Origin of the sequence: Bordetella genomosp. 4 (genome assembly GCF_002261185.1) — a bacterium.
In the GTDB taxonomy this organism is placed as follows: domain Bacteria; phylum Pseudomonadota; class Gammaproteobacteria; order Burkholderiales; family Burkholderiaceae_B; genus Bordetella_A.
The window spans coordinates 636,579-653,756 of the sequence record NZ_NEVQ01000022.1 but is presented as its reverse complement, the minus strand read 5'-3'; the positions used below and the strand labels follow the sequence as shown (position 1 = coordinate 653,756).

15 protein-coding genes, 1 pseudogene and 1 riboswitch are annotated in these 17,178 nt (G+C 59.7%); of the genes and pseudogenes, 12 read left to right on the top strand and 4 right to left on the bottom strand.

All coding sequences use genetic code 11. The features are described 5' to 3' along the window. Positions 1-3: 3 nt before the first annotated feature. From CAL20_RS24255 to CAL20_RS24230, 6 genes are all read left to right on the top strand, one after another. Entirely contained in the window at positions 4-879 is an 876-nt protein-coding gene (locus tag CAL20_RS24255; protein ID WP_094839255.1) for a branched-chain amino acid ABC transporter permease, read from the top strand. After that, positions 872-1,630, top strand: a complete 759-nt coding sequence (locus CAL20_RS24250) for an ABC transporter ATP-binding protein (RefSeq protein ID WP_094839254.1) — start codon at positions 872-874, stop codon at positions 1,628-1,630. The genes CAL20_RS24255 and CAL20_RS24250 overlap by 8 nt, the downstream gene beginning before the upstream one ends. A gap of 22 nt (positions 1,631-1,652) precedes the next feature. After that, the gene (locus CAL20_RS24245; RefSeq protein WP_094823648.1) at positions 1,653-2,348 is read left to right on the top strand and encodes an ABC transporter ATP-binding protein; all 696 of its coding nucleotides are present in this window, start codon (positions 1,653-1,655) and stop codon (positions 2,346-2,348) included. After that, the gene (locus CAL20_RS24240) at positions 2,333-3,757 is read left to right on the top strand and encodes an MmgE/PrpD family protein (RefSeq protein WP_094839253.1); all 1,425 of its coding nucleotides are present in this window, start codon (positions 2,333-2,335) and stop codon (positions 3,755-3,757) included. Before CAL20_RS24245 ends, CAL20_RS24240 begins: the two co-directional genes overlap by 16 nt. Positions 3,758-3,857: 100 nt before the next feature. Further along, positions 3,858-5,276, top strand: coding sequence for an FAD-dependent oxidoreductase (locus tag CAL20_RS24235; protein WP_254924406.1), 1,419 nt, complete (start codon positions 3,858-3,860; stop codon positions 5,274-5,276). Continuing rightward, a complete protein-coding gene (locus CAL20_RS24230; protein ID WP_094823646.1) occupies positions 5,273-6,646 on the top strand; it encodes an MmgE/PrpD family protein in 1,374 nt (457 codons plus the stop codon). The genes CAL20_RS24235 and CAL20_RS24230 overlap by 4 nt, the downstream gene beginning before the upstream one ends. A 44-nt stretch (positions 6,647-6,690) precedes the next feature. On the opposite strand, the gene CAL20_RS24225 is transcribed toward CAL20_RS24230, so the two are convergent. Both CAL20_RS24225 and CAL20_RS24220 read right to left on the bottom strand, forming a co-directional pair. Further along, complete coding sequence (locus CAL20_RS24225) at positions 6,691-7,665, bottom strand: Bug family tripartite tricarboxylate transporter substrate binding protein (protein ID WP_094823645.1); 975 nt, start codon at positions 7,663-7,665, stop codon at positions 6,691-6,693. A gap of 174 nt (positions 7,666-7,839) precedes the next feature. Next, entirely contained in the window at positions 7,840-8,754 is a 915-nt protein-coding gene (locus tag CAL20_RS24220; protein WP_094823644.1) for a helix-turn-helix domain-containing protein, read from the bottom strand. A gap of 236 nt (positions 8,755-8,990) precedes the next feature. Here CAL20_RS24220 and CAL20_RS24215 point away from each other — a divergent pair, with 236 nt between their 5' ends. Beyond that, entirely contained in the window at positions 8,991-10,190 is a 1,200-nt protein-coding gene (locus CAL20_RS24215) for an ankyrin repeat domain-containing protein (protein ID WP_179266731.1), read from the top strand. Positions 10,191-10,281: 91 nt separating this feature from the next. Here CAL20_RS24215 and gshA read toward each other — a convergent pair whose 3' ends face one another. Beyond that, positions 10,282-11,856: a glutamate--cysteine ligase gene (gene gshA / locus CAL20_RS24210; RefSeq protein ID WP_094839308.1), complete on the bottom strand. Its 1,575-nt coding sequence runs from the start codon at positions 11,854-11,856 to the stop codon at positions 10,282-10,284. 131 nt (positions 11,857-11,987) lie between these two features. Between gshA and CAL20_RS24205 the strand changes: the two genes are divergently transcribed. Beyond that, a complete protein-coding gene (locus CAL20_RS24205) occupies positions 11,988-12,533 on the top strand; it encodes a hypothetical protein (protein ID WP_306431408.1) in 546 nt (181 codons plus the stop codon). 139 nt (positions 12,534-12,672) lie between these two features. On the opposite strand, the pseudogene CAL20_RS24200 reads toward CAL20_RS24205, so the two are convergent. Continuing rightward, positions 12,673-12,840, bottom strand: a pseudogene (locus CAL20_RS24200) (helix-turn-helix domain-containing protein); the annotation flags it as partial. Positions 12,841-13,076: 236 nt separating this feature from the next. Further along, positions 13,077-13,156, top strand: a riboswitch (SAM riboswitch). On the opposite strand from CAL20_RS24200, the gene metX reads away from it, so the two are divergent. The 4 genes from metX (at position 13,146) to CAL20_RS24180 (ending at position 17,177) form a co-directional block, all read left to right on the top strand. After that, a complete protein-coding gene (metX, locus tag CAL20_RS24195; RefSeq protein ID WP_254924404.1) occupies positions 13,146-14,459 on the top strand; it encodes a homoserine O-succinyltransferase MetX in 1,314 nt (437 codons plus the stop codon). It overlaps the preceding riboswitch by 11 nt. Then, positions 14,456-15,073 (top strand): methionine biosynthesis protein MetW, encoded by a 618-nt coding sequence (metW, locus tag CAL20_RS24190; protein ID WP_176456608.1) that lies wholly within the window; start codon positions 14,456-14,458, stop codon positions 15,071-15,073. The genes metX and metW overlap by 4 nt, the downstream gene beginning before the upstream one ends. Before the next feature lie 134 nt (positions 15,074-15,207). Continuing rightward, complete coding sequence (locus CAL20_RS24185) at positions 15,208-16,449, top strand: muropeptide transporter (RefSeq protein WP_094823762.1); 1,242 nt, start codon at positions 15,208-15,210, stop codon at positions 16,447-16,449. 155 nt (positions 16,450-16,604) lie between these two features. Then, positions 16,605-17,177, top strand: coding sequence for a trimeric intracellular cation channel family protein (locus tag CAL20_RS24180; protein ID WP_373558321.1), 573 nt, complete (start codon positions 16,605-16,607; stop codon positions 17,175-17,177). Position 17,178: the final 1 nt, after the last annotated feature.

The window sequence follows — 17,178 nt, the reverse complement described above, 5'->3', positions numbered from 1 at the left end:
TACATGGAATACGTTGCGTCGCTTTTGGTTCTGATCGGGCTGTATATCATTCTGGCGTCCAGCTTCAATCTGATCATCGGGTTCGGTGGATTGATCAGCATTGCGCATCCGATCTTTTTTGCGTTGGGAGCCTACACCGTCGGGGTGCTCAGTACACAGTTTGGTTTGCATCCCGTGTTGAGCATTGCCGCAGGATTCGTTGTGGCGATGTTGGCCTCGTTCATGTTGTCGCTGCCTTCGTTGCGCATATCGGGAGACTATTTGCTGATTACCAGCATCGGATTCCAGCTGGGGTTGTTGGAAATCATCAAGAACCTGGATTTTGTCGGTGGGGCCAGTGGGCTTGGGGGGATTCCCAACGTGGTGCAGGAAAATCGCAGCCTGGTGTTTGCGGCCATTGCGTTGGGGATCTCGCTGGTAGTGGTATTGGCCTTACGAGCGTTGGTGAGAGGCCCTTATGGCAGGGCGATCCAAGCTATGCGCGACGATGAGTTGGCTTTTCTGGCATTGGGGCGCAATGCCATGAATATCAAGATCGCCATTTTCGCGGTGGGTTCTGGTATCGCAGGGGTAGCAGGTGGACTCTATGCCTACTATTACCAATACCTGACGCCAGACCAGTTTCAGATTCTGCAGTCGGCCATGATCCTGACGATGGTGGTGGTAGGCGGTATGGGTTCGGTATATGGGCCGGTGGTAGGAGCGGTGCTGCTGCTCTTGCTGCCAGAGGCGATCACTTTCCTGAATTTGCCCTCAGCCATCATGGGGCCGTTGCAAGGGGTGATCTTTACTTCGTTGGTGATTTTGTTCCTGTTCCTGCGGCCGCAGGGGTTGGTGCCTGCGAGCAAACGTCTTTCAGCCGGGGGTAGCCATGAGTAACGTGCTAAGCCTGAATGGAGTATGCAAGCGTTTCGGTGGCGTGGTGGTGGCGGATCACATCACGCTGGAGCTAAAGGCAGGCGAGATCCTGGGCCTGATCGGGCCGAATGGGGCAGGAAAGACCTCGCTCTTTAATTTGATATCCGGCGTGTTTCCGGCCGACAGCGGTTCGATGGTGCTGGAAGGGAAATCTTTGTCCGGGCTGGCTTTGTATGCGCGTGCTCGGGCCGGCGTGGCCAGAACGTGGCAACACATGCGCTTGTTCGGTTCGTTGAGCGTTCTGGAGAACCTACTGGTTGCGCCCACTGATTATCCGGGGGAGTCGTTGTGGCGTTTGCTCACGGCGGGACCGTCGGTACGGCGCGCTGAGCAGCAAGCGAAAGAGCGTGCCATGCACATCCTGCAGCGTATGAAGCTATCCGCCATGGCAGACGCGAATGTCAATGACATCACGTTCGGTCAGCAAAAGCTCTTGGGGTTGGCGCGCGCATTGATGAGCCAGGGGCCGCTGTTGTTGCTCGACGAGCCGATGGCTGGTGTGGAAGGGGCTGCCTACGAGACGATGCGGGAAATTGTGCGAGAAGAGGCCGCCTCGGGACGTGCCGTATGCGTTGTGGAGCACAACGTCTCGTTCATCAAGGATCTATGCAATAGCGCCGTGTTCATGGCACAGGGCAAGATCCTGGAGCGCGGCGATGTGGCAACCTTGCTCGAGAGCAAGACATTGGCCGAACTGTACTTCGGCCAATGAGGGCCGCGCTTGGGGATATCGAATGCTGGAATTGAAAAATCTGAATGTGCACTACGGCAAACTGCATGTACTGCACGACCTGAGTATTCAGGTGCCAGAAGGTCAGCGCGTCGGCATTTTTGGCCACAATGGAGCGGGCAAGACGACATTGCTGCGCGCCTGCATGGGCGACCTGGAACATATGCAGGGAAATGTGCAATACCGCGGGAACGCGATCCGTGCCAATGAAGTGCATGTGAATGTCAACTATGGCATGGCCTTTGTCCCGCAGGGCCACAATGTTTTCCGGGATCTGCAGGTGCAGCAGAATCTGAAGATCGCCGGGATGCGCCATGAGCCGGCCGCCCGCAAACAGGCATTTGATGAAGTGGTTGCATTATTTCCATTGCTGGCGGAACGCAGCGATCAGATCGCAGGCTCGCTGAGCGGTGGACAGCAGCAAATGCTGGCGCTCGGCATGGCGCTGATGACACAACCGTCTATTTTGCTACTGGACGAGCCCACGATTGGTCTGGCGCCAGTGATTGTGCGAGATGTGTTGGCCAGTGTCAGTGAAATCAACCGCAGTCGCAAGACCACCATCGTTATTGTCGAGCAGAATGTTCAAGCGACCTTGCAGAACGTTGACCGGGCCATTGTGATCAAGTCTGGCCGGATCATCTACGATGGAAAAAGCGCCGATTTATTGAGTCAGGAGAGTCTGTGGGATCTGTTCTGAATCCAACGGTGCCTGTTGATGCGCGCCAGCAGGTTGCAGACGCGTTTAACGCATGTGTGAGACGTGTCGTTGCGGCCGAGTGGCGAGATTTATCGGACATGGTGCGCCAGCGCGCAGCCATGATCGTCGCGGATAACGTCTCGGCAGCATTCAGCGCACTAGATGAGCCGCAGGTGGAAAAGTCTCGCGCTGCGGTCTTGGCGCGGGAACAGGACGGCCCTGCATCTCTGTTGGTGCCGCATGGCAAGCGCGTGAGCGTCCATGCGGCCGCTACCCAGAATGCATTGGCGATGGGTTGGAATGAGTTGGACGAAGGCTACCGCAAGGCCGTCTGCCACGGTGGCTTGTATGTGTTGCCTGCGCTGATGGCCGTCGCTGAACAAGAGGGCGCGGCGGCACAGGATGTGTTGCGGGCATTGACATTGGGGTATGAGCTCGTGACGCGCGTCGCGCGAGCATGGAGTTTTGTGCCGATACGGATTCACCCGCATGCGTTGTTGGCGCCGGTCGGGGCCGCGGCGGGTATTGCCATACTGCGGCGCTTGCCCGCCGACGAGGTGCTCAGCGCAGTGGCAGGCGCTTGTGCGATGGGGATGGCCGGGCCCTTCAATCAAGCGCTGCAGGGTGTGTTGGTGCGAAATACGTGGGCGGCGCAAGGGGCCGCCATGGGTATTCTGGCGGTTGATCAGGCCCATGCCGGCATTGGCGGGCGGGCGTCGACGCCGTATGACGTCTACGTTACCGCGTTGGGCGGCAGCACGGACCTGCCGGCTTTGACGGCGGAGGACGAATGGGCGGTTGCATCCGGCTATCAAAAGATCAACGCATGCTGCCAGTATGCGCATTCGGCAATCGAGGCGGTGCAGGCGCTGTTGGCGCGTGATGCCTCGTTGTTGGGCGGAGAGCAGATCAGCGAGATTCGGGTGCATGCGCATCCCTTGGCCTATCCGCTGGACAATCGCTCTCCCAGTACCACATTAGGGGCCAAGTTTTCCGTTCCGCATGCCGTGGCTGCAGCGCTGGTGCACGGACATGGCGGAGCACAGGCTTTTGACAACGCATCGCTGTCCGATCCTCGCATCGCGCGGTTGCGAAATAAGGTAATCCTGGAGCCGTTTGCAGAGGTGCGGGCCTGGCCACAGGACCGCCCCGCGACCGTGACGCTGACGACGCCTGATGGGCAAGTGACGCAGACATGCTGGAGCGCGCGCGGAGGTCCAGACCGCCCACTGGCACAAGAGGATGTCTGGGAAAAAATCCGCTCGCTATGCGATCGGCACATGCCCCACGCGATGCCGACGCTGCACGCGTTGGTGAGTTTGGCCGGTGGCGCTTCCAGTGGGGCCACGGGCACATTGGATCTGCAGTGTTCGTGGAACGATTGGATGCGGGCCTTGACGGCGGCGTAGCTGCCGCCGTTGAGTTCGCGTTGCACGCGTGGCGCACACAGGCGAGCGCGTATCGATAAGCCGTACCGGTGATGGCCGGAAATTTAGAGGAAGAACGCAGGTGATTCACGCTGTCATTGAAAAATCTCATCCCGGTTTGGCATGGGATATGGAAGTCGATGTATTGGTGGTCGGTGCCGGGGGATGCGGCTTGGCTGCGGCCATTGCCGCGCATGACGCGGGCGCGAGCGTGGCCATTCTGGAAAAACGTGAACGGCCGGGTGGCAATTCGTCGTTGAGCACAGGCTCGGTGCCAGGAGCCGGAAGCCGTTTTCAGCGAGAGGCGGGGATAGAGGATTCGGCCGAACGCATGGTCGCCGACCTGGAGCGCACCGCCGGTCATAGCGAGTTGCCCGCGTTGACGCGCCGTATGGCCGGTATTTCCGCCGGCTTGTGCGAATGGCTGGTGGATGTGGTAGGGGCGCGTATGGCGCTGATCACGGATTACTGCCATGTAGGTCATTCTGTTCCGCGTCTACATGCACCGGTGTCGCGTCGAGGGCAAGATCTGGTGGATGATCTGTTGGCCGCCGTGGCAAAGCGTGATATTCCGCTGGCGGTGAACAACGCGGTGTCCACCTTGTATGTGAACGAATCCGGTGCCGTGGTGGGCGCCGCGGTGACAGGACCCGGCATCGAGGCATCGAAAATCGGTGCACGCAATGTGATCCTGGCGACGAACGGCTTTGCCGCCAATCGCGATCTCGTCAAGAAATACTGTGCGGAGATTGCAGGTGCGGAGTATTTTGGTGCATTGGGCAGCGAAGGCGAAGCCATGATCTGGGGGGAACAGTTGAACGCTCAGTTGGCGAATATGCGGGCTTATCAAGGATATGCAGCGGTTGCGTATCCGCATGGGTCGCTATTGTCATGGACGACGATCGAAAAGGGCGGCATTCTCGTGAATGCGGCGGGCGAGCGTTTCGGCAATGAGGATTTAGGATACTCGGGCTATGCAAAGCGCGTGCTCGCGCAAGCCGGGCCCGTCTACGCGATCTTCGATGACCGCATCAAAGCGCTGGCCAGCAAAGAAGAAGAATTTCAAGAGCTGGTGGACCATCATGGGGTCAAAGGCAGCGACACAGTGCAAGGCCTGGCTGCGGTTTTCAATCTGCCCGAGGCCACGCTGACTCGCACGCTGACTGACTACAACCAGGCTGCGGCAAACCAGCAGGACAGTAGCGCTACAGATCCGCAGGGACGCCGGCATTTCGGTATGGCGCCGCTGACAGGAACACTTTGGATTTGCCGTGTGACGCCCGGCTTGTTTCATACGCAAGGTGGCTTGGCCGTGGACCATATGGGCCGTGTACTGCGTGCGGACGGTTCGATTATCCCAGGGTTGTATGCCGGCGGTGGCGCCGCTGCCGGTATCAGCGGCAGCGTAGGGGCAGAAGGATATTGCTCGGGAAATGGCTTGTTGACCGCGATTGGTCTCGGCTATCTGGCTGGGCGTAGCGCAGCAGGGATCTCTACATGAGTATCGAAACGAGTGCGGCCGCTTGGCGTATGGCGCAATTTGCGCGTGGCTTGACGCTGCAGGCTATTCCCAATGATGTGCAGAGGCTGGGTCGTTTGCATATAGCCGACGCAATCGGGGTAGGCTTGGCGGCATCGCACGTGCCATCACACCGGACGTTCATGACCAAGCTGTTGGCGCAGTGTCCGCTTGGCGGAAAGTCGACGATACTCGGAGCCAAAAACTCCGTATTTGCCGATACGGCAGCGTTGGTTAACGGTACGTCCATCCATTCGCTCGAATTTGACGATACGCATATGCGGTCCATCGTGCATGGCAGTGCAGTGATTGTGCCGCCCATTTTGGCTGTGGCGCAGGAACAGGGGCTGTCGCTGTCCGAGGTGTTGCGCTTGACTGTCGTCGGGTGGGAATTGCTCGTTCGTGTCGGACAAGCGGCGGCAGGGGCATTTCAGCGCAGAGGGTTCCAGGTCACGTCGGTCGGCGGCGCTGTCGTCGCCGCGATATTGGCAGCAGCCGCTCGCGGAGCCGATGTGCAGACCATTGCGCGTGCGGCAGGGATAGCAGGCAGTCAAGCCAGCGGTATCTTCGAGTTCTTGAGCGATGGTTCGAACGTCAAGGCCCTGCATCCCGGATGGGCCGCTCATGCTGGCGTGTGGGCGGCCAGTCTGGCTATGGCAGGTATGACAGGGCCGGCGTCTGTGTTGGAAGGCAAACACGGAATATACGCTACCTATGCCGATGACCGCTCAGCGGGAGGCCGTTTAGCGAATGAGCTCGACAGCCTGGAGAGAACCTGGGTGTTGCGGGAGGCTGCATTCAAGTTTTATCCCTGCTGCCACTACATCCACCCCTATCTCGAAGCCGCCGGACAGTTGCGTGAACAGGCTGCCGGGATGGGGCTGCGCATCGTGGGCGCACATTGCCTGGTGGCCGCTGGAGCCGGATTGGTGATTGCGCAGCCCTGGGAAAGCAAGCAAGCCCCCCGCGATACCAATGATGCGAAATACAGTCTGCCTTATTGCGTGGCGTTGTCACTATTGAATCTGCCCATCGATGTTGAAACGATGACGACAGGGCCGTTGAATGAGCAAGCGCTGAAATTGGCCGCGCATATTAGCGCTGCGCCCTGGGACGAGAGCGGTTTTCCTGAGTGTTTCGGTGCGGATTTATCCGTGACGTTGGAGAACGGTGCGACCTTGCGTGCGAATGTCCCCCAAGTGATCGGCAGTGCACAGCGGCCTGCCTCGGTCGAGCACGTGCTGGAAAAATTCTTGAAAAATGCAGGGGCGGCCATGCCGGCGTTGCAAGCGCGGACATTGTGGGACGCTTTATTGAATGATGACGCCTTGCCGTCGTTGATACCGTCTTGAGTGATCCGGCGGCGGGTCTGACCCGCCACCCTGAACGTGGTGCGTTACTCGACCGATGCGCCGGAGGCTTGCACGAGCGCTTTCCAGCGCCCTACGTCTTGTTTGACGTATTGCTGAAACTCGGCATGTTCGTTGCCGATCGGGTCGGCGCCCATCTCTTTCAATTTGGTTTGCACAGTGGGCGTGGCGACGCTTTCGGCAATGGCCTTGGATAGGCGCTCTACCGTTTCGGGTGGCGTGTCTGAACGGACAAATAGCCCGAACCAGGACCGTGCCTGCATGTCGGCGAACTGTGTTTCGGCAAAGGCAGGCACATTCGGCAAGGCCGCATGTCGATCCTGGCCGGTGACGGCGATGGGGATCAAGCGGCCTCCCTGGACTTGAGACAGAACTTCCGGCAAGTTGGCGAACATGAACTGCACCTGGCCCCCGATGAGATCATTCAGTGCCGGCGCGCCACCCTTGTAGGGTACATGGGTGGCTTTTCCGTGCGACAACGAGTTGAATTGCGCACCAGCCAAGTGGGCTGCTGTGCCGGTCCCCCCGGACGCGTACGCCACATGATCGCTGTTGTCTCGGATATAGGCGGATAGCTCCGCTGCCGTACGGGCAGGGACTTGGGGATTGACGACGAGGAGCAAGGGCACCGATGCGAGGTTGGACAGACCGGTGAAGTCCTTGGTCAGGCTGTAATCGAGTTTGCGGTACAGGGTGGCATTGATGGCGTGGCTGGATGTCGCCATGAGCAGGGTATAGCCGTCGGCGTCGGCACGTGCGGCCGCACCCGCACCAATGTTGCCGTTTGCCCCTGCACGATTTTCGACGATAACGGGTTGGCCTAATTTACCGGCCATGGCCTGGGCGACGGTACGGGCGATGACATCGGTGGCGCCACCTGCAGCAAACGGCACAATGATGGTGACGGGGCGTTCGGGAAAGGCGGCAGCTGCAATGCCATATGCCAAAGCGAGGGGGGCACACAGCAGAGAACGCCATAGGCGCGTACGGAGTTTGGACATGGATGTCTCCTGAGTTATCGGTTTTCCGAAACTGTACGCAGAGACCGGACACAACCGTCAGGACAGATACGCGCTTGAGTTGTACTTTTTGGCGCAATGAGGGTATTTGGCCACTTCGTTGCCGACGTGCTGCGCGGGTGGATCGATGCGGCGCGGGGCCGTTCTTGGCCCCGTTCAGGTGCGCAGGCTGAGATCGACTTTGCGGAATTCGCCGGGCGTCATGGCTGTGTGCTTCTTGAAAAATCGCGTGAAATAGGCGGGATCTTCGAAATTGAGCTGAAACGCAATATCGGCAATGCCTGATTCGGTATTGCTGAGCAGCCGTTTGGCTTCCAGCAGCACACGGTCCTGAATCAGCTGGCTGGCCGTGCGCCCTGTGGCGCGTTTAGTGGCTTCGTTGAGCTGCCGGGCGCTGACGTAGAGCGCGCTGGCATATTGCTGAATGCTGTTGTACGCCAGATATTGCGCTTCGATCAATAAGGCGAAGCGCTTTACCAGTGGGTAGCTAGGGCCGGCAGTACGTGTACGCTCATCGATCGGATACACGCGGCGCAGTTGAGTCAATAGGATCAGCAAGTACGACCGTATGACGTCGTAGCGGCCGAGCTGCCGGCCTTGTTGTTCCTGTGCCATCGCTTGCAACAGGGGCAGCATGTCATCGTGTTGATCGCGTGTGAGATAGAGCACCGGGTTGCCGCTGGTGGGGTGGAAAAACGGGAACTTGGCGATATCGTCCGCTCGGGGAAACATGTGTGTGAAGAAGGCTGTGCTGATATTCATCACATAGCCTTGCGGGGCAACCGATGATGTCCAGGCGTGCAGCTGGCCCGGGCTCAAGAAGAACACGGCGCCGTCTCGGACATCCAGGTGTTGAAAATCCAGCATGTGTGTGCCCTGCGCCCGGGACATCCAGAGGATATGGTAGTAAGCGTGGCGATGTGGAAAACCCCGCGGAATCCCGGCCTGATCCTGTAGCCGCACCAAATCAAAATAAAACGATCCCTCACCTGCGAAATCCGTGGATTCGAAGGTAGGGAAATCCGAGGGCGAGACGATCGCGCCTGTCTCAGCAGTATGCGCCGTTTTCATGGCGGGCGGTTCGAGCGAATTCAATAGGCAAGGCACAGATCAAAAACTGTACACCAAAGAGGGAACTCGCCGTGTCGAATCGTTACCCAAGCGGGTATTTGCAATGATTTCAACGAGATGTTGCGCGACCCCGGTCGTGTGACACACTTTTACGGCCGGTACTCATGATGATTGCTAATTCTTTTGTCGCTGCCACCGATTCCGTCTCCGACCTCCTTGCCCGAACGGGCGCCGGAATGATTCCTGATGACAACACCGAGATGGAGCGTGTCCAGGCGCACCTCATGGTGTGCGTCTACGCCAAGGACGCCTCCGGCATCAGATCCATGTTTTCGAAAAGCGATACCGATAAATTGATCGCCAGCCTGAGAGCGCCCAGGTATTTTCCGGTACATGCCGCAGCGGTCGCAGACAGCGGCGCGGTCTTGAATGCCTTGGTTGATATCCTGCCCGCAGAGTTGCTGGATATTCGGGACGAAAATGGACTGACGCCGTTGATGTGCGCCGCGCGGCACGGCCATGTCTCGGCTATCCATACGCTATTGGCAGGCAAAGCGTCGGTAGACGCGACGGATCAATCGGGCTACAGCGCACTGATGTGGGCAGCCATGTCCGGATTTGTCGATGCGGTTAAGGTCTTGCTGGGGTACGAAGTCTACGCAGATGACAGCGCCCAGCCCATGGGCGTCGACAGACAGGACAATAATGGCGATACCGCGCTGATGCTGGCGATTCGTGCGGGGCACTACGACGTCGTAGAGGCGTTGGTCGCTCGCAGGGCAAACATCAACATTGCCAATGCTGACGGAGAGCGAGCGCTGAGTGTGGCCGTATCCCTGGGGCGGCGCCGCGCAATCAGGCTCTTGTGTGAACAAAGGGACATCGATCTCAATGCCGTAGACCGCATGGGTCTGACGGTCATGATGCGGGCTGCGGATTATGCGGACCGGGCGTACGACTCGTCGATTTTGAATCTCTTGATCGGACAGAACGCGAGGACCGATTTGAAAGATCGCGACGGATGTTGCGCGCTGCTCCGAGCGGCAAAGGGGCAGTCGGATATCGCGATCGAACATCTGCTTGCAGGCGGAGCGGATATCCATGCGACGGATTCGAAAGGATGCACTGCTGTGGCGCTCGCTGCAAAGCACAATAATCTGTATGGATTGAGGTTCCTGCTCAAGCAGCGAGGTGTGCGGATAGATGCGCGAGATGACAGCGGACGCACACCCTTGTTTCATGCTGTCGAGGCTGAACATTACGACATAGTCAATGAGTTGATCCTGCATGGCGCAGATAGCCGCCTGTCCTACACCGTCATCAATGGCACAGTGCTGACGCTGGCGCAGCACCGTGGGGATCGGCGCATGGTGAAGCTCTTGCTGGACAACGGCGCCGGTAATGACGTCAAGGATACCGCTGCGCTGGCTGGGTAGGTTAGCCAAGAACAGGATTCGGTTCAGCAGTCGTTCGGTAGGCGGTCAGGTCAACTCATACGAATATGAGTTGACCTTGATGCTACGGTATTCAAGCCGATTTAGGTGCTTTCAATGCCGCGTGGTAATACGCGACGTAGGTATCGAAGTCGACGGCGTCGCTTTGTTCGAGACGTGCTTGTTCGGCATGTGATTGCCGTGCTGCCTCGGCATACGTCTCGGCGACGTCGGCCGGCAAGGGCTGTGCGCGCAGCGTGTCTGCGTGTTGGCGGCTGAGTCGGAGCGAATAATCGTGGAACGACAAGCCGCTGTCGCGCAGGTCCCTGAGCAGGCGTGCCGAGGGCGTCTCGTCGGCATGGTCTAGTTTGTCTCGTTGAGCCTGCAATGCGCGCGCATAGGCGTCCCCACCCAAGGCCTGGTCGTACAGCGCCGCGTAGGATGCGATCTGGTCGAGCAGTTCGTGGCCCCACACGGGCAGCTCGATGGCGACGCCATCTCGATCGAGTTGCAAGCCGGGCTTGCGGCCCTCTTTGACCACGGTGGAGAAGTTATCCGCGCTGCGTTGGCAGTAACCGTTTTGCGGGAAATAAGGGCTGTCCGATGCGGCACAGAACAACAAGAATGCGTCCATGAAGCGCGCCGTGTCCGCGGCGATGCCCACGGGTTGACCAGGGTCGATATCGAGGCAGCGCACTTCTACGTACTGCACGCCGCGTTCGGCCAGCGCGGTGATGGGCCGTTCGCAGCGGCCGGTGGCGCGTTTGGGACGAATGCTGGAGTAGAACTCGTTTTCGATCTGCAGCACATTGGTGTTGAGCTGGATCCATTCGCCGTTGCGATGTGTCCCGATGGCCTGGTACTCGGGCCAAGGTTGGGACACGGCGTCGTACAGGCGGCCCAGAAAGGTGTCGAGATCGTTGTAGCAGAGCTTGAGCTGCGATTGGGCCTTGTTCTGATAGCCCAGATCGCTCATCCGCAGGCTCGTCGCGTAGGGCAAATACAGCGTGTCGTTGCCCAGCGACTGCAGCTGCTGGACGTCGTCGCCCATGAATTGGCGCGACAAGGCGGGGGCGGCGCCGAATAGGTACATCAGCAGCCACGAGTAGCGCGTGAAGTTGCGGATCAGGCCGATGTAGCCGCGCGAGCGTTGCTCTTGCGGGTCAGGGGTGCCGGGGTCCAGGATGCCCCATAGTGCGTCGGGCAGAGAAAAGTTGTAATGCACGCCGGCAATGCATTGCATGGACTTGCCATAGCGTTCGGCCAGGCCGCGGCGGTAGACGTGCTTGAGCATGCCGGTGTTGGACTTGCCATACCAGGCGATGGGGATGTCGGCCTCGGCGGGCAAGGCCGCGGGCATGGACTGATTCCAGATGAGCTCGCCGTCGAGCACGCTGTAGACAAAGCGGTGGGTGTTTTCCAGCTCGGTCAGCAGGGTGTCGACTCGGTCATGAGTGCCTGTGATCAGCTCGAGCAGGGCCTCGGAATAATCGGTGGTGACGTGTTCGTTGGTCAGCGCGGCGCCCAGCCCGGCCGGATGAGCGGTGCGCGACAGGCGGCCCTGGGTATCGACGCGCAACCCTTCTTTTTCGATGCCACGCAGAGTCTGGGCAAGCAGGGCGGTATGGGCCTGTAGGCGGGCCAGGCGGCTGGCAGTGGTATCGGTCACAGTCATATGAATATTCGGATATTGAGGCCGGATTTTACGAGGTGTGGGCGATTCCTGCCGAGGTAACCTCTCTAATAGCCGGGGATCGGTGACAATTCATCCATGTCATTATGCGTGACGGAGGGCATAACATGATGATTTTTCGGTTGTTTTGTTGCCGAGTGCCGCGTACCACGGCGTTGCGGCTGTGTTGCGCGGTACTGTTGCTGGCTGCCGGGTGCACGCCGAGTTACAACTGGCGCGAAATGGCGGTGGCCGACGGCTATGTGCAGGCGGCTTTTCCGGCCAAGGTCGAGACGGAAACGCGCACGATTTCTCTGGGGGGCCAGGCCTTGGCGTTTACGTTGGCTACGGCGCAGGTCGATCAAGCGATGTTTGCGGTGGGGTCTGCGCCGTTGCCCGAGGCGATTGCAAAGGACCGAGCTGCGAGGGAGGCATTGGGACAGGCGTTGATGCGGTCGCTGTATGTGAACATAGGGGCTCCTGTGCCGTCGCCGCTGCCGAATTTTGGGGACGAGATCGTGGCAAGGGGCCGTGCGGGCCAGCACCCGGCGTGGTTGATGGCCCGGGTATGGGTGACCGATACGATGTTGATTGATGCCGTGGCCGCAGGGACAGATCAGAGTCTGCCTGTGGATCCGGCCCAGGAGTTTGTGCGGGCGGTGAAGCTGAAGTAGGCGCGTCTGTCCGCGGACGATCAGGTATTTGGCGCAAGGAGGATGCGGCCCGCGGGGCGGGGACGGGTCTGTCTGGCCGCATGGGCTGCGGCTCGGTTACCAGTACCGGGAGCAGGCGTTGTCTGACCGCGATGGCGATTGCGGCGCTCCTGCTGTTGACGCCTAGCTTATGGCAGGCGTTGCCGATGTGGAAATTGACGGTGCGCTCGGTGACCCCCAGGATGAGGCCGGTTTCCCGACTGGTTTTGCCCAGCGATGACCAGTGCAGGCACGCGACTTCGCGGTCGGAAAGATAACGTCCTTGCATAACATGTGCGGTGGCGCAGAACTGCCGAAATGACGAATTGCGAAAGAGGTCGCGCGATTTTCCATGTGTTGTGTGCGATTTATGGACAAGACGGGGTCTGCGCCGACTTATCGGACTCATCCGAATGTGGGTGGGGGCATTCACGCGAGGGCGGCCGAGGATGTCAGGGTGTGTCCGCGGCCGGGTTACCGCCGTGCGATCGGCCGTGACGCGGCCTGAGAGTGCTAGAATCTCTGCTTCAAACCGGCGCCGATTTGCCTGATCCGCTTGCGGGCGCCTCTATAAATCCAGCTAAAGAGGTCCGTATGACCGCTCCTGCCTTGCATTCCGCCGAGGGGATTGCCCCCGGTTCCATTCCGTCATCCGCTGAGCCCGCGCCTGGTTCGGTAGGCATGGTGACTCCGCAATTCATCCGTTTCGACGAGCCGTTGCCACTGGCCAGTGGTCAATCGCTGCCATCCTATGAACTGGCGGTCGAGACCTATGGCACGTTAAACGCGCAGCGCACCAATGCGGTGTTGGTGTGCCACGCCTTGAACGCTTCGCATCACGTGGCGGGCGTCGCTCATGACAATCCCAAGGATATCGGCTGGTGGGACAACATGGTTGGGCCCGGCAAGCCGCTGGATACGAACGTTTTTTTTGTGATCGGGGTGAATAATCTCGGTTCGTGTTTCGGGTCTACCGGGCCGGCCAGTATCAATCCCGAGACCGGGCAGCCCTGGGGGGCGGCATTTCCCGTGCTGACGGTCGAGGATTGGGTCCATGCCCAAGCCCGTTTGGCAGATTATTTCGGGATCGAGCGTTTTGCTGCCGTGATGGGCGGGTCTCTAGGGGGGATGCAGGCCCTCAGTTGGGCAATTACGTGCCCCGATCGCGTGGCGCATTGCATCGTGGTGGCCAGTACGCCGCGCTTGTCGGCTCAGAATATCGGCTTTAACGAGGTGGCGCGGCGCGCCATTATCACGGACCCCGATTTCCATGGCGGCGATTATTACGCCCAGCATACGGTGCCTCGGCGCGGGCTGTCTGTCGCACGGATGATAGGGCATATTACCTATTTGTCGGATGACGACATGGCCGAGAAATTCGGCCGCACCCAGCGTGAGCCGGCCGAGGGCGGTGCATATCGCTATGGCTATGACGTAGAGTTCGAGGTCGAGTCGTATTTGCGGTATCAGGGCGAAAAATTCTCTCGCTATTTCGACGCGAATACCTATCTGCTGATTACGCGTGCGTTGGATTATTTTGATCCGGCCCGCAGTACGGGTGGTGACTTGGCGCGTGCCTTGGCGCCGGCGACCGCAGATTTTTTGCTGGTGTCATTTTCGACGGATTGGCGTTTTCCGCCTGAACGTTCGCGCGAGATTGTGCGCGCGTTGCTCAAAAATGGCAGCCCGGTTACGTATGCCGAGATCGATGCGCCGCATGGGCACGATGCGTTTTTGCTGGACGATTCGCGCTACCACGCGGTCGTGCGAGGGTATTACGAGCGTATTGCACGTGAGTTGGAATTAGGGATGACTACGCCGGACCAAAATGCCGCGTTGCCGCTGCACGCCTCGTCTGCCACAGCGGGCGCATCTCCGTCCAGAAGGACTACAGAGGAGCCAGCATGAGTCCCGTGTCGGTAAAACCTGGGCGTGTACAGGGCATGCGCCCTGACCTGGTCCGCATCGCCAGTTGGATCGAGCCGGGCAGCCGGGTCTTGGATCTGGGGTGTGGCGATGGGGCGTTGCTCGCGTATCTGCGTGACGAGCGTCGGGTGCGAGGAGCAGGCGTCGAAATCGACGATCAGCATGTGATCGCCTGCGTGCAGCGGGGAGTCGAAGTCATTCAGCAGAACCTCGAAGACGGCCTGGCGCTGTTCGACGATAAGCAGTTCGATACGGTGGTGCTGTCGCAGACGCTGCAATCCATGCATCGCACCGAACATATTCTGCGAGAGATGGCGCGCGTGGCGCGCTATGGCATCGTGTCGTTTCCGAATTTCGGCTACTGGCCTCACGGGTGGTCGATCTTGCGCGGGCGTATGCCGGTGACGGGGCAGATGCCGTATCAGTGGTACAACACGCCGAATATCCATCTGTGCACCCTGCGCGATTTTGAGCGGCTGGCCGCGGATCTGAATTTGCGGATCCTGGAGCGCGCGACATTTCACGAGGGGCGCGAAATCAACGTGTTGCCGGGTTGGCGCAGTACGTTGGCGGTTTATCGGTACGCGGCGGACTGACGCGGGGCGTTCGCGAGGCGGCCAGAGCGTGGGGGGGCGCGGCGCGGACGCTGGGCTGGCCGCGACGTTACTGCCATTGGTTAATATGCCGGGTATCCGGCGGTTTCAGCGCCATTGTTGTCAGGAGAGCCCCTATTACTGTCGCATCCCATGTTTATTTCAGCCGGCGGGTCGCGCCGTTACTGGTGTTGGGGTTTGCCAGCGGTTTGCCGATCGCGCTGACTGGTGGCACCCTGCAGGCGTGGGCCACAGTGGAGCAGGTCTCGCTCGAGCAAATCGGTTTCTTGACCCTGGTGGGGTCGGCCTACACGCTGAAGTTTCTGTGGGCGCCGCTGCTGGATCGTTATGTGCCTCCGATTTTGGGGCGCCGGCGCGGGTGGATGCTGGTTACGCAGTTGCTGCTGGCGATCACCATTATGGCGATGGGGATGTTGTCGCCCAAGTCGGCGTTGTTGCCCCTGGCGTTGCTGGCAGTGATGGTGGCGTTTCTGTCGGCGACGCAGGATATTGTTTTTGACGCCTATAGCACCGACGTGCTGCGTCGAGACGAGCGAGGGGCCGGGGTCGCGGTCAAGGTGCTGGGGTACCGGCTGGCGATGGTTGTGTCAGGCGGACTGGCGTTGATTCTGGCAGACCAATGGCTGGGGTGGGGGCCGATGTATGTCCTGATGGGCGTGTTGATGCTGCTGTGTTCTGCGGCTACGCTCTGGGCGCCCGAACCTGAGCAACCTGCCAGCGCACCGCGTTCTTTAGGTGTGGCGGTGGTCGAGCCTTTTCGCGAGTTTTTTTCGCGGCGCGGGGCTTATACGGTCTTGACACTGATTGTGCTGTACAAGCTGGGCGATGCCTTTGCGGGGGCGTTGTCTACGACGTTTTTGATACGCGGTGCCGGGTTTGATCCCACTGAGGTGGGGACGGTGAACAAGGTATTAGGTCTGCTTGCGACGATTGTGGGCGCGTTGGCCGGCGGTTCGTTGATGGCGCGATGGGGTTTGTATCGTTCGCTGATGGCATTTGGCATTTTGCAGGCAATCTCCAATCTGGGTTATTGGGTGATCGCGGTCAGTCCAAAGAGTATCTGGCTGATGGCCACGGCCATTGGGGTGGAAAACTTGTGCGGTGGGCTGGGGACGGCATCTTTCGTCGCATTGCTGATGGCGTTGTGCCAGCAACGGTTTTCCGCGACGCAGTTTGCGTTGTTGTCGGCGTTGTCGGCGGTAGGGCGGATTTACCTAGCCGGTCCGTTGACGCCGCCGTTGGTGCATTGGCTGGGTTGGCCCGGGTTTTTCCTGTTGACGGTGGCGATCGCGATACCGGGGCTAGTGTTGTTGTGGCGCCAACGCCGGGTGATCGACGCGTTGGAGTCACCTGCCTGACGGGCTAATAGCGGGGTGCGCCTGGATAGCTGCGCGATCATCGCTCGGATGCGCGGCGGGGCTTTATTCGTGGGGTGCGTGAGGTAATCATGCCTGTTGAGACGTCTACCGTGTTGTTGCATACCTTGTATCTGATCGCGATCGTGGCTGAAGCGATGACGGCCGCGCTGGCAGCCGGGCGTCGCGATATGGATTGGATGGGGGTATGCATCATCGCTTGTGTGACGGCGCTGGGCGGCGGGTCGTTGCGCGATGTGCTGTTGGGACACTATCCGCTGACGTGGGTGGCGCATCCGGAATACTTGGCGATGACAGCCGGTGCGGCATTGGTGACAGCGTTCATTGCGCCGCTGATGCGGCGGCTGCGTCGATTATTCCTGTGGCTGGATGCTGTGGGGCTGGTGGCGTTTACGGTCATTGGCTGCCAGGTCGCGCAGCAGATGGAGATGTCGACCAGCGTGGTGTTGATCAGCGGCATGATCACGGGCTGCGCGGGTGGGGTGCTGCGCGATGTGCTGTGCAACGATGTGCCACTGTTGTTCCGTAAAGAGCTGTATGCGAGCGTGTCGATTGTGACCGGTGCGCTTTATGTGGGCTTGCTGAAGCTGGGCTGGGCCCTCGGCGCTGTGGTGCCGGTCGCGTTGCTGGCGGGGTTGACGTTCCGATTGTTGGCGTTGAGGTTCAACTGGCAAATGCCGCGTTTTGTGTACCGTGATGATTGGCATTGAC

Excerpts from the sequence above, each read along its gene's own strand:
- CAL20_RS24205 (WP_306431408.1), top strand. The coding sequence starts at position 11,988 with ATGATGATTTTTCGGTTGTTTTGTTGCCGAGTGCCGCGTACCACGGCG.
- CAL20_RS24250 (WP_094839254.1), top strand. The coding sequence starts at position 872 with ATGAGTAACGTGCTAAGCCTGAATGGAGTATGCAAGCGTTTCGGTGGC.
- CAL20_RS24180 (WP_373558321.1), top strand. The coding sequence starts at position 16,605 with ATGACGGCCGCGCTGGCAGCCGGGCGTCGCGATATGGATTGGATGGGG.
- metX (WP_254924404.1), top strand. The coding sequence starts at position 13,146 with ATGACCGCTCCTGCCTTGCATTCCGCCGAGGGGATTGCCCCCGGTTCC.
- CAL20_RS24215 (WP_179266731.1), top strand. The coding sequence starts at position 8,991 with ATGATTCCTGATGACAACACCGAGATGGAGCGTGTCCAGGCGCACCTC.
- CAL20_RS24230 (WP_094823646.1), top strand. The coding sequence starts at position 5,273 with ATGAGTATCGAAACGAGTGCGGCCGCTTGGCGTATGGCGCAATTTGCG.
- CAL20_RS24255 (WP_094839255.1), top strand. The coding sequence starts at position 4 with ATGGAATACGTTGCGTCGCTTTTGGTTCTGATCGGGCTGTATATCATT.
- metW (WP_176456608.1), top strand. The coding sequence starts at position 14,456 with ATGAGTCCCGTGTCGGTAAAACCTGGGCGTGTACAGGGCATGCGCCCT.
- CAL20_RS24225 (WP_094823645.1), bottom strand. The coding sequence starts at position 7,665 with ATGTCCAAACTCCGTACGCGCCTATGGCGTTCTCTGCTGTGTGCCCCC.
- CAL20_RS24245 (WP_094823648.1), top strand. The coding sequence starts at position 1,653 with ATGCTGGAATTGAAAAATCTGAATGTGCACTACGGCAAACTGCATGTA.
- CAL20_RS24220 (WP_094823644.1), bottom strand. The coding sequence starts at position 8,754 with ATGAAAACGGCGCATACTGCTGAGACAGGCGCGATCGTCTCGCCCTCG.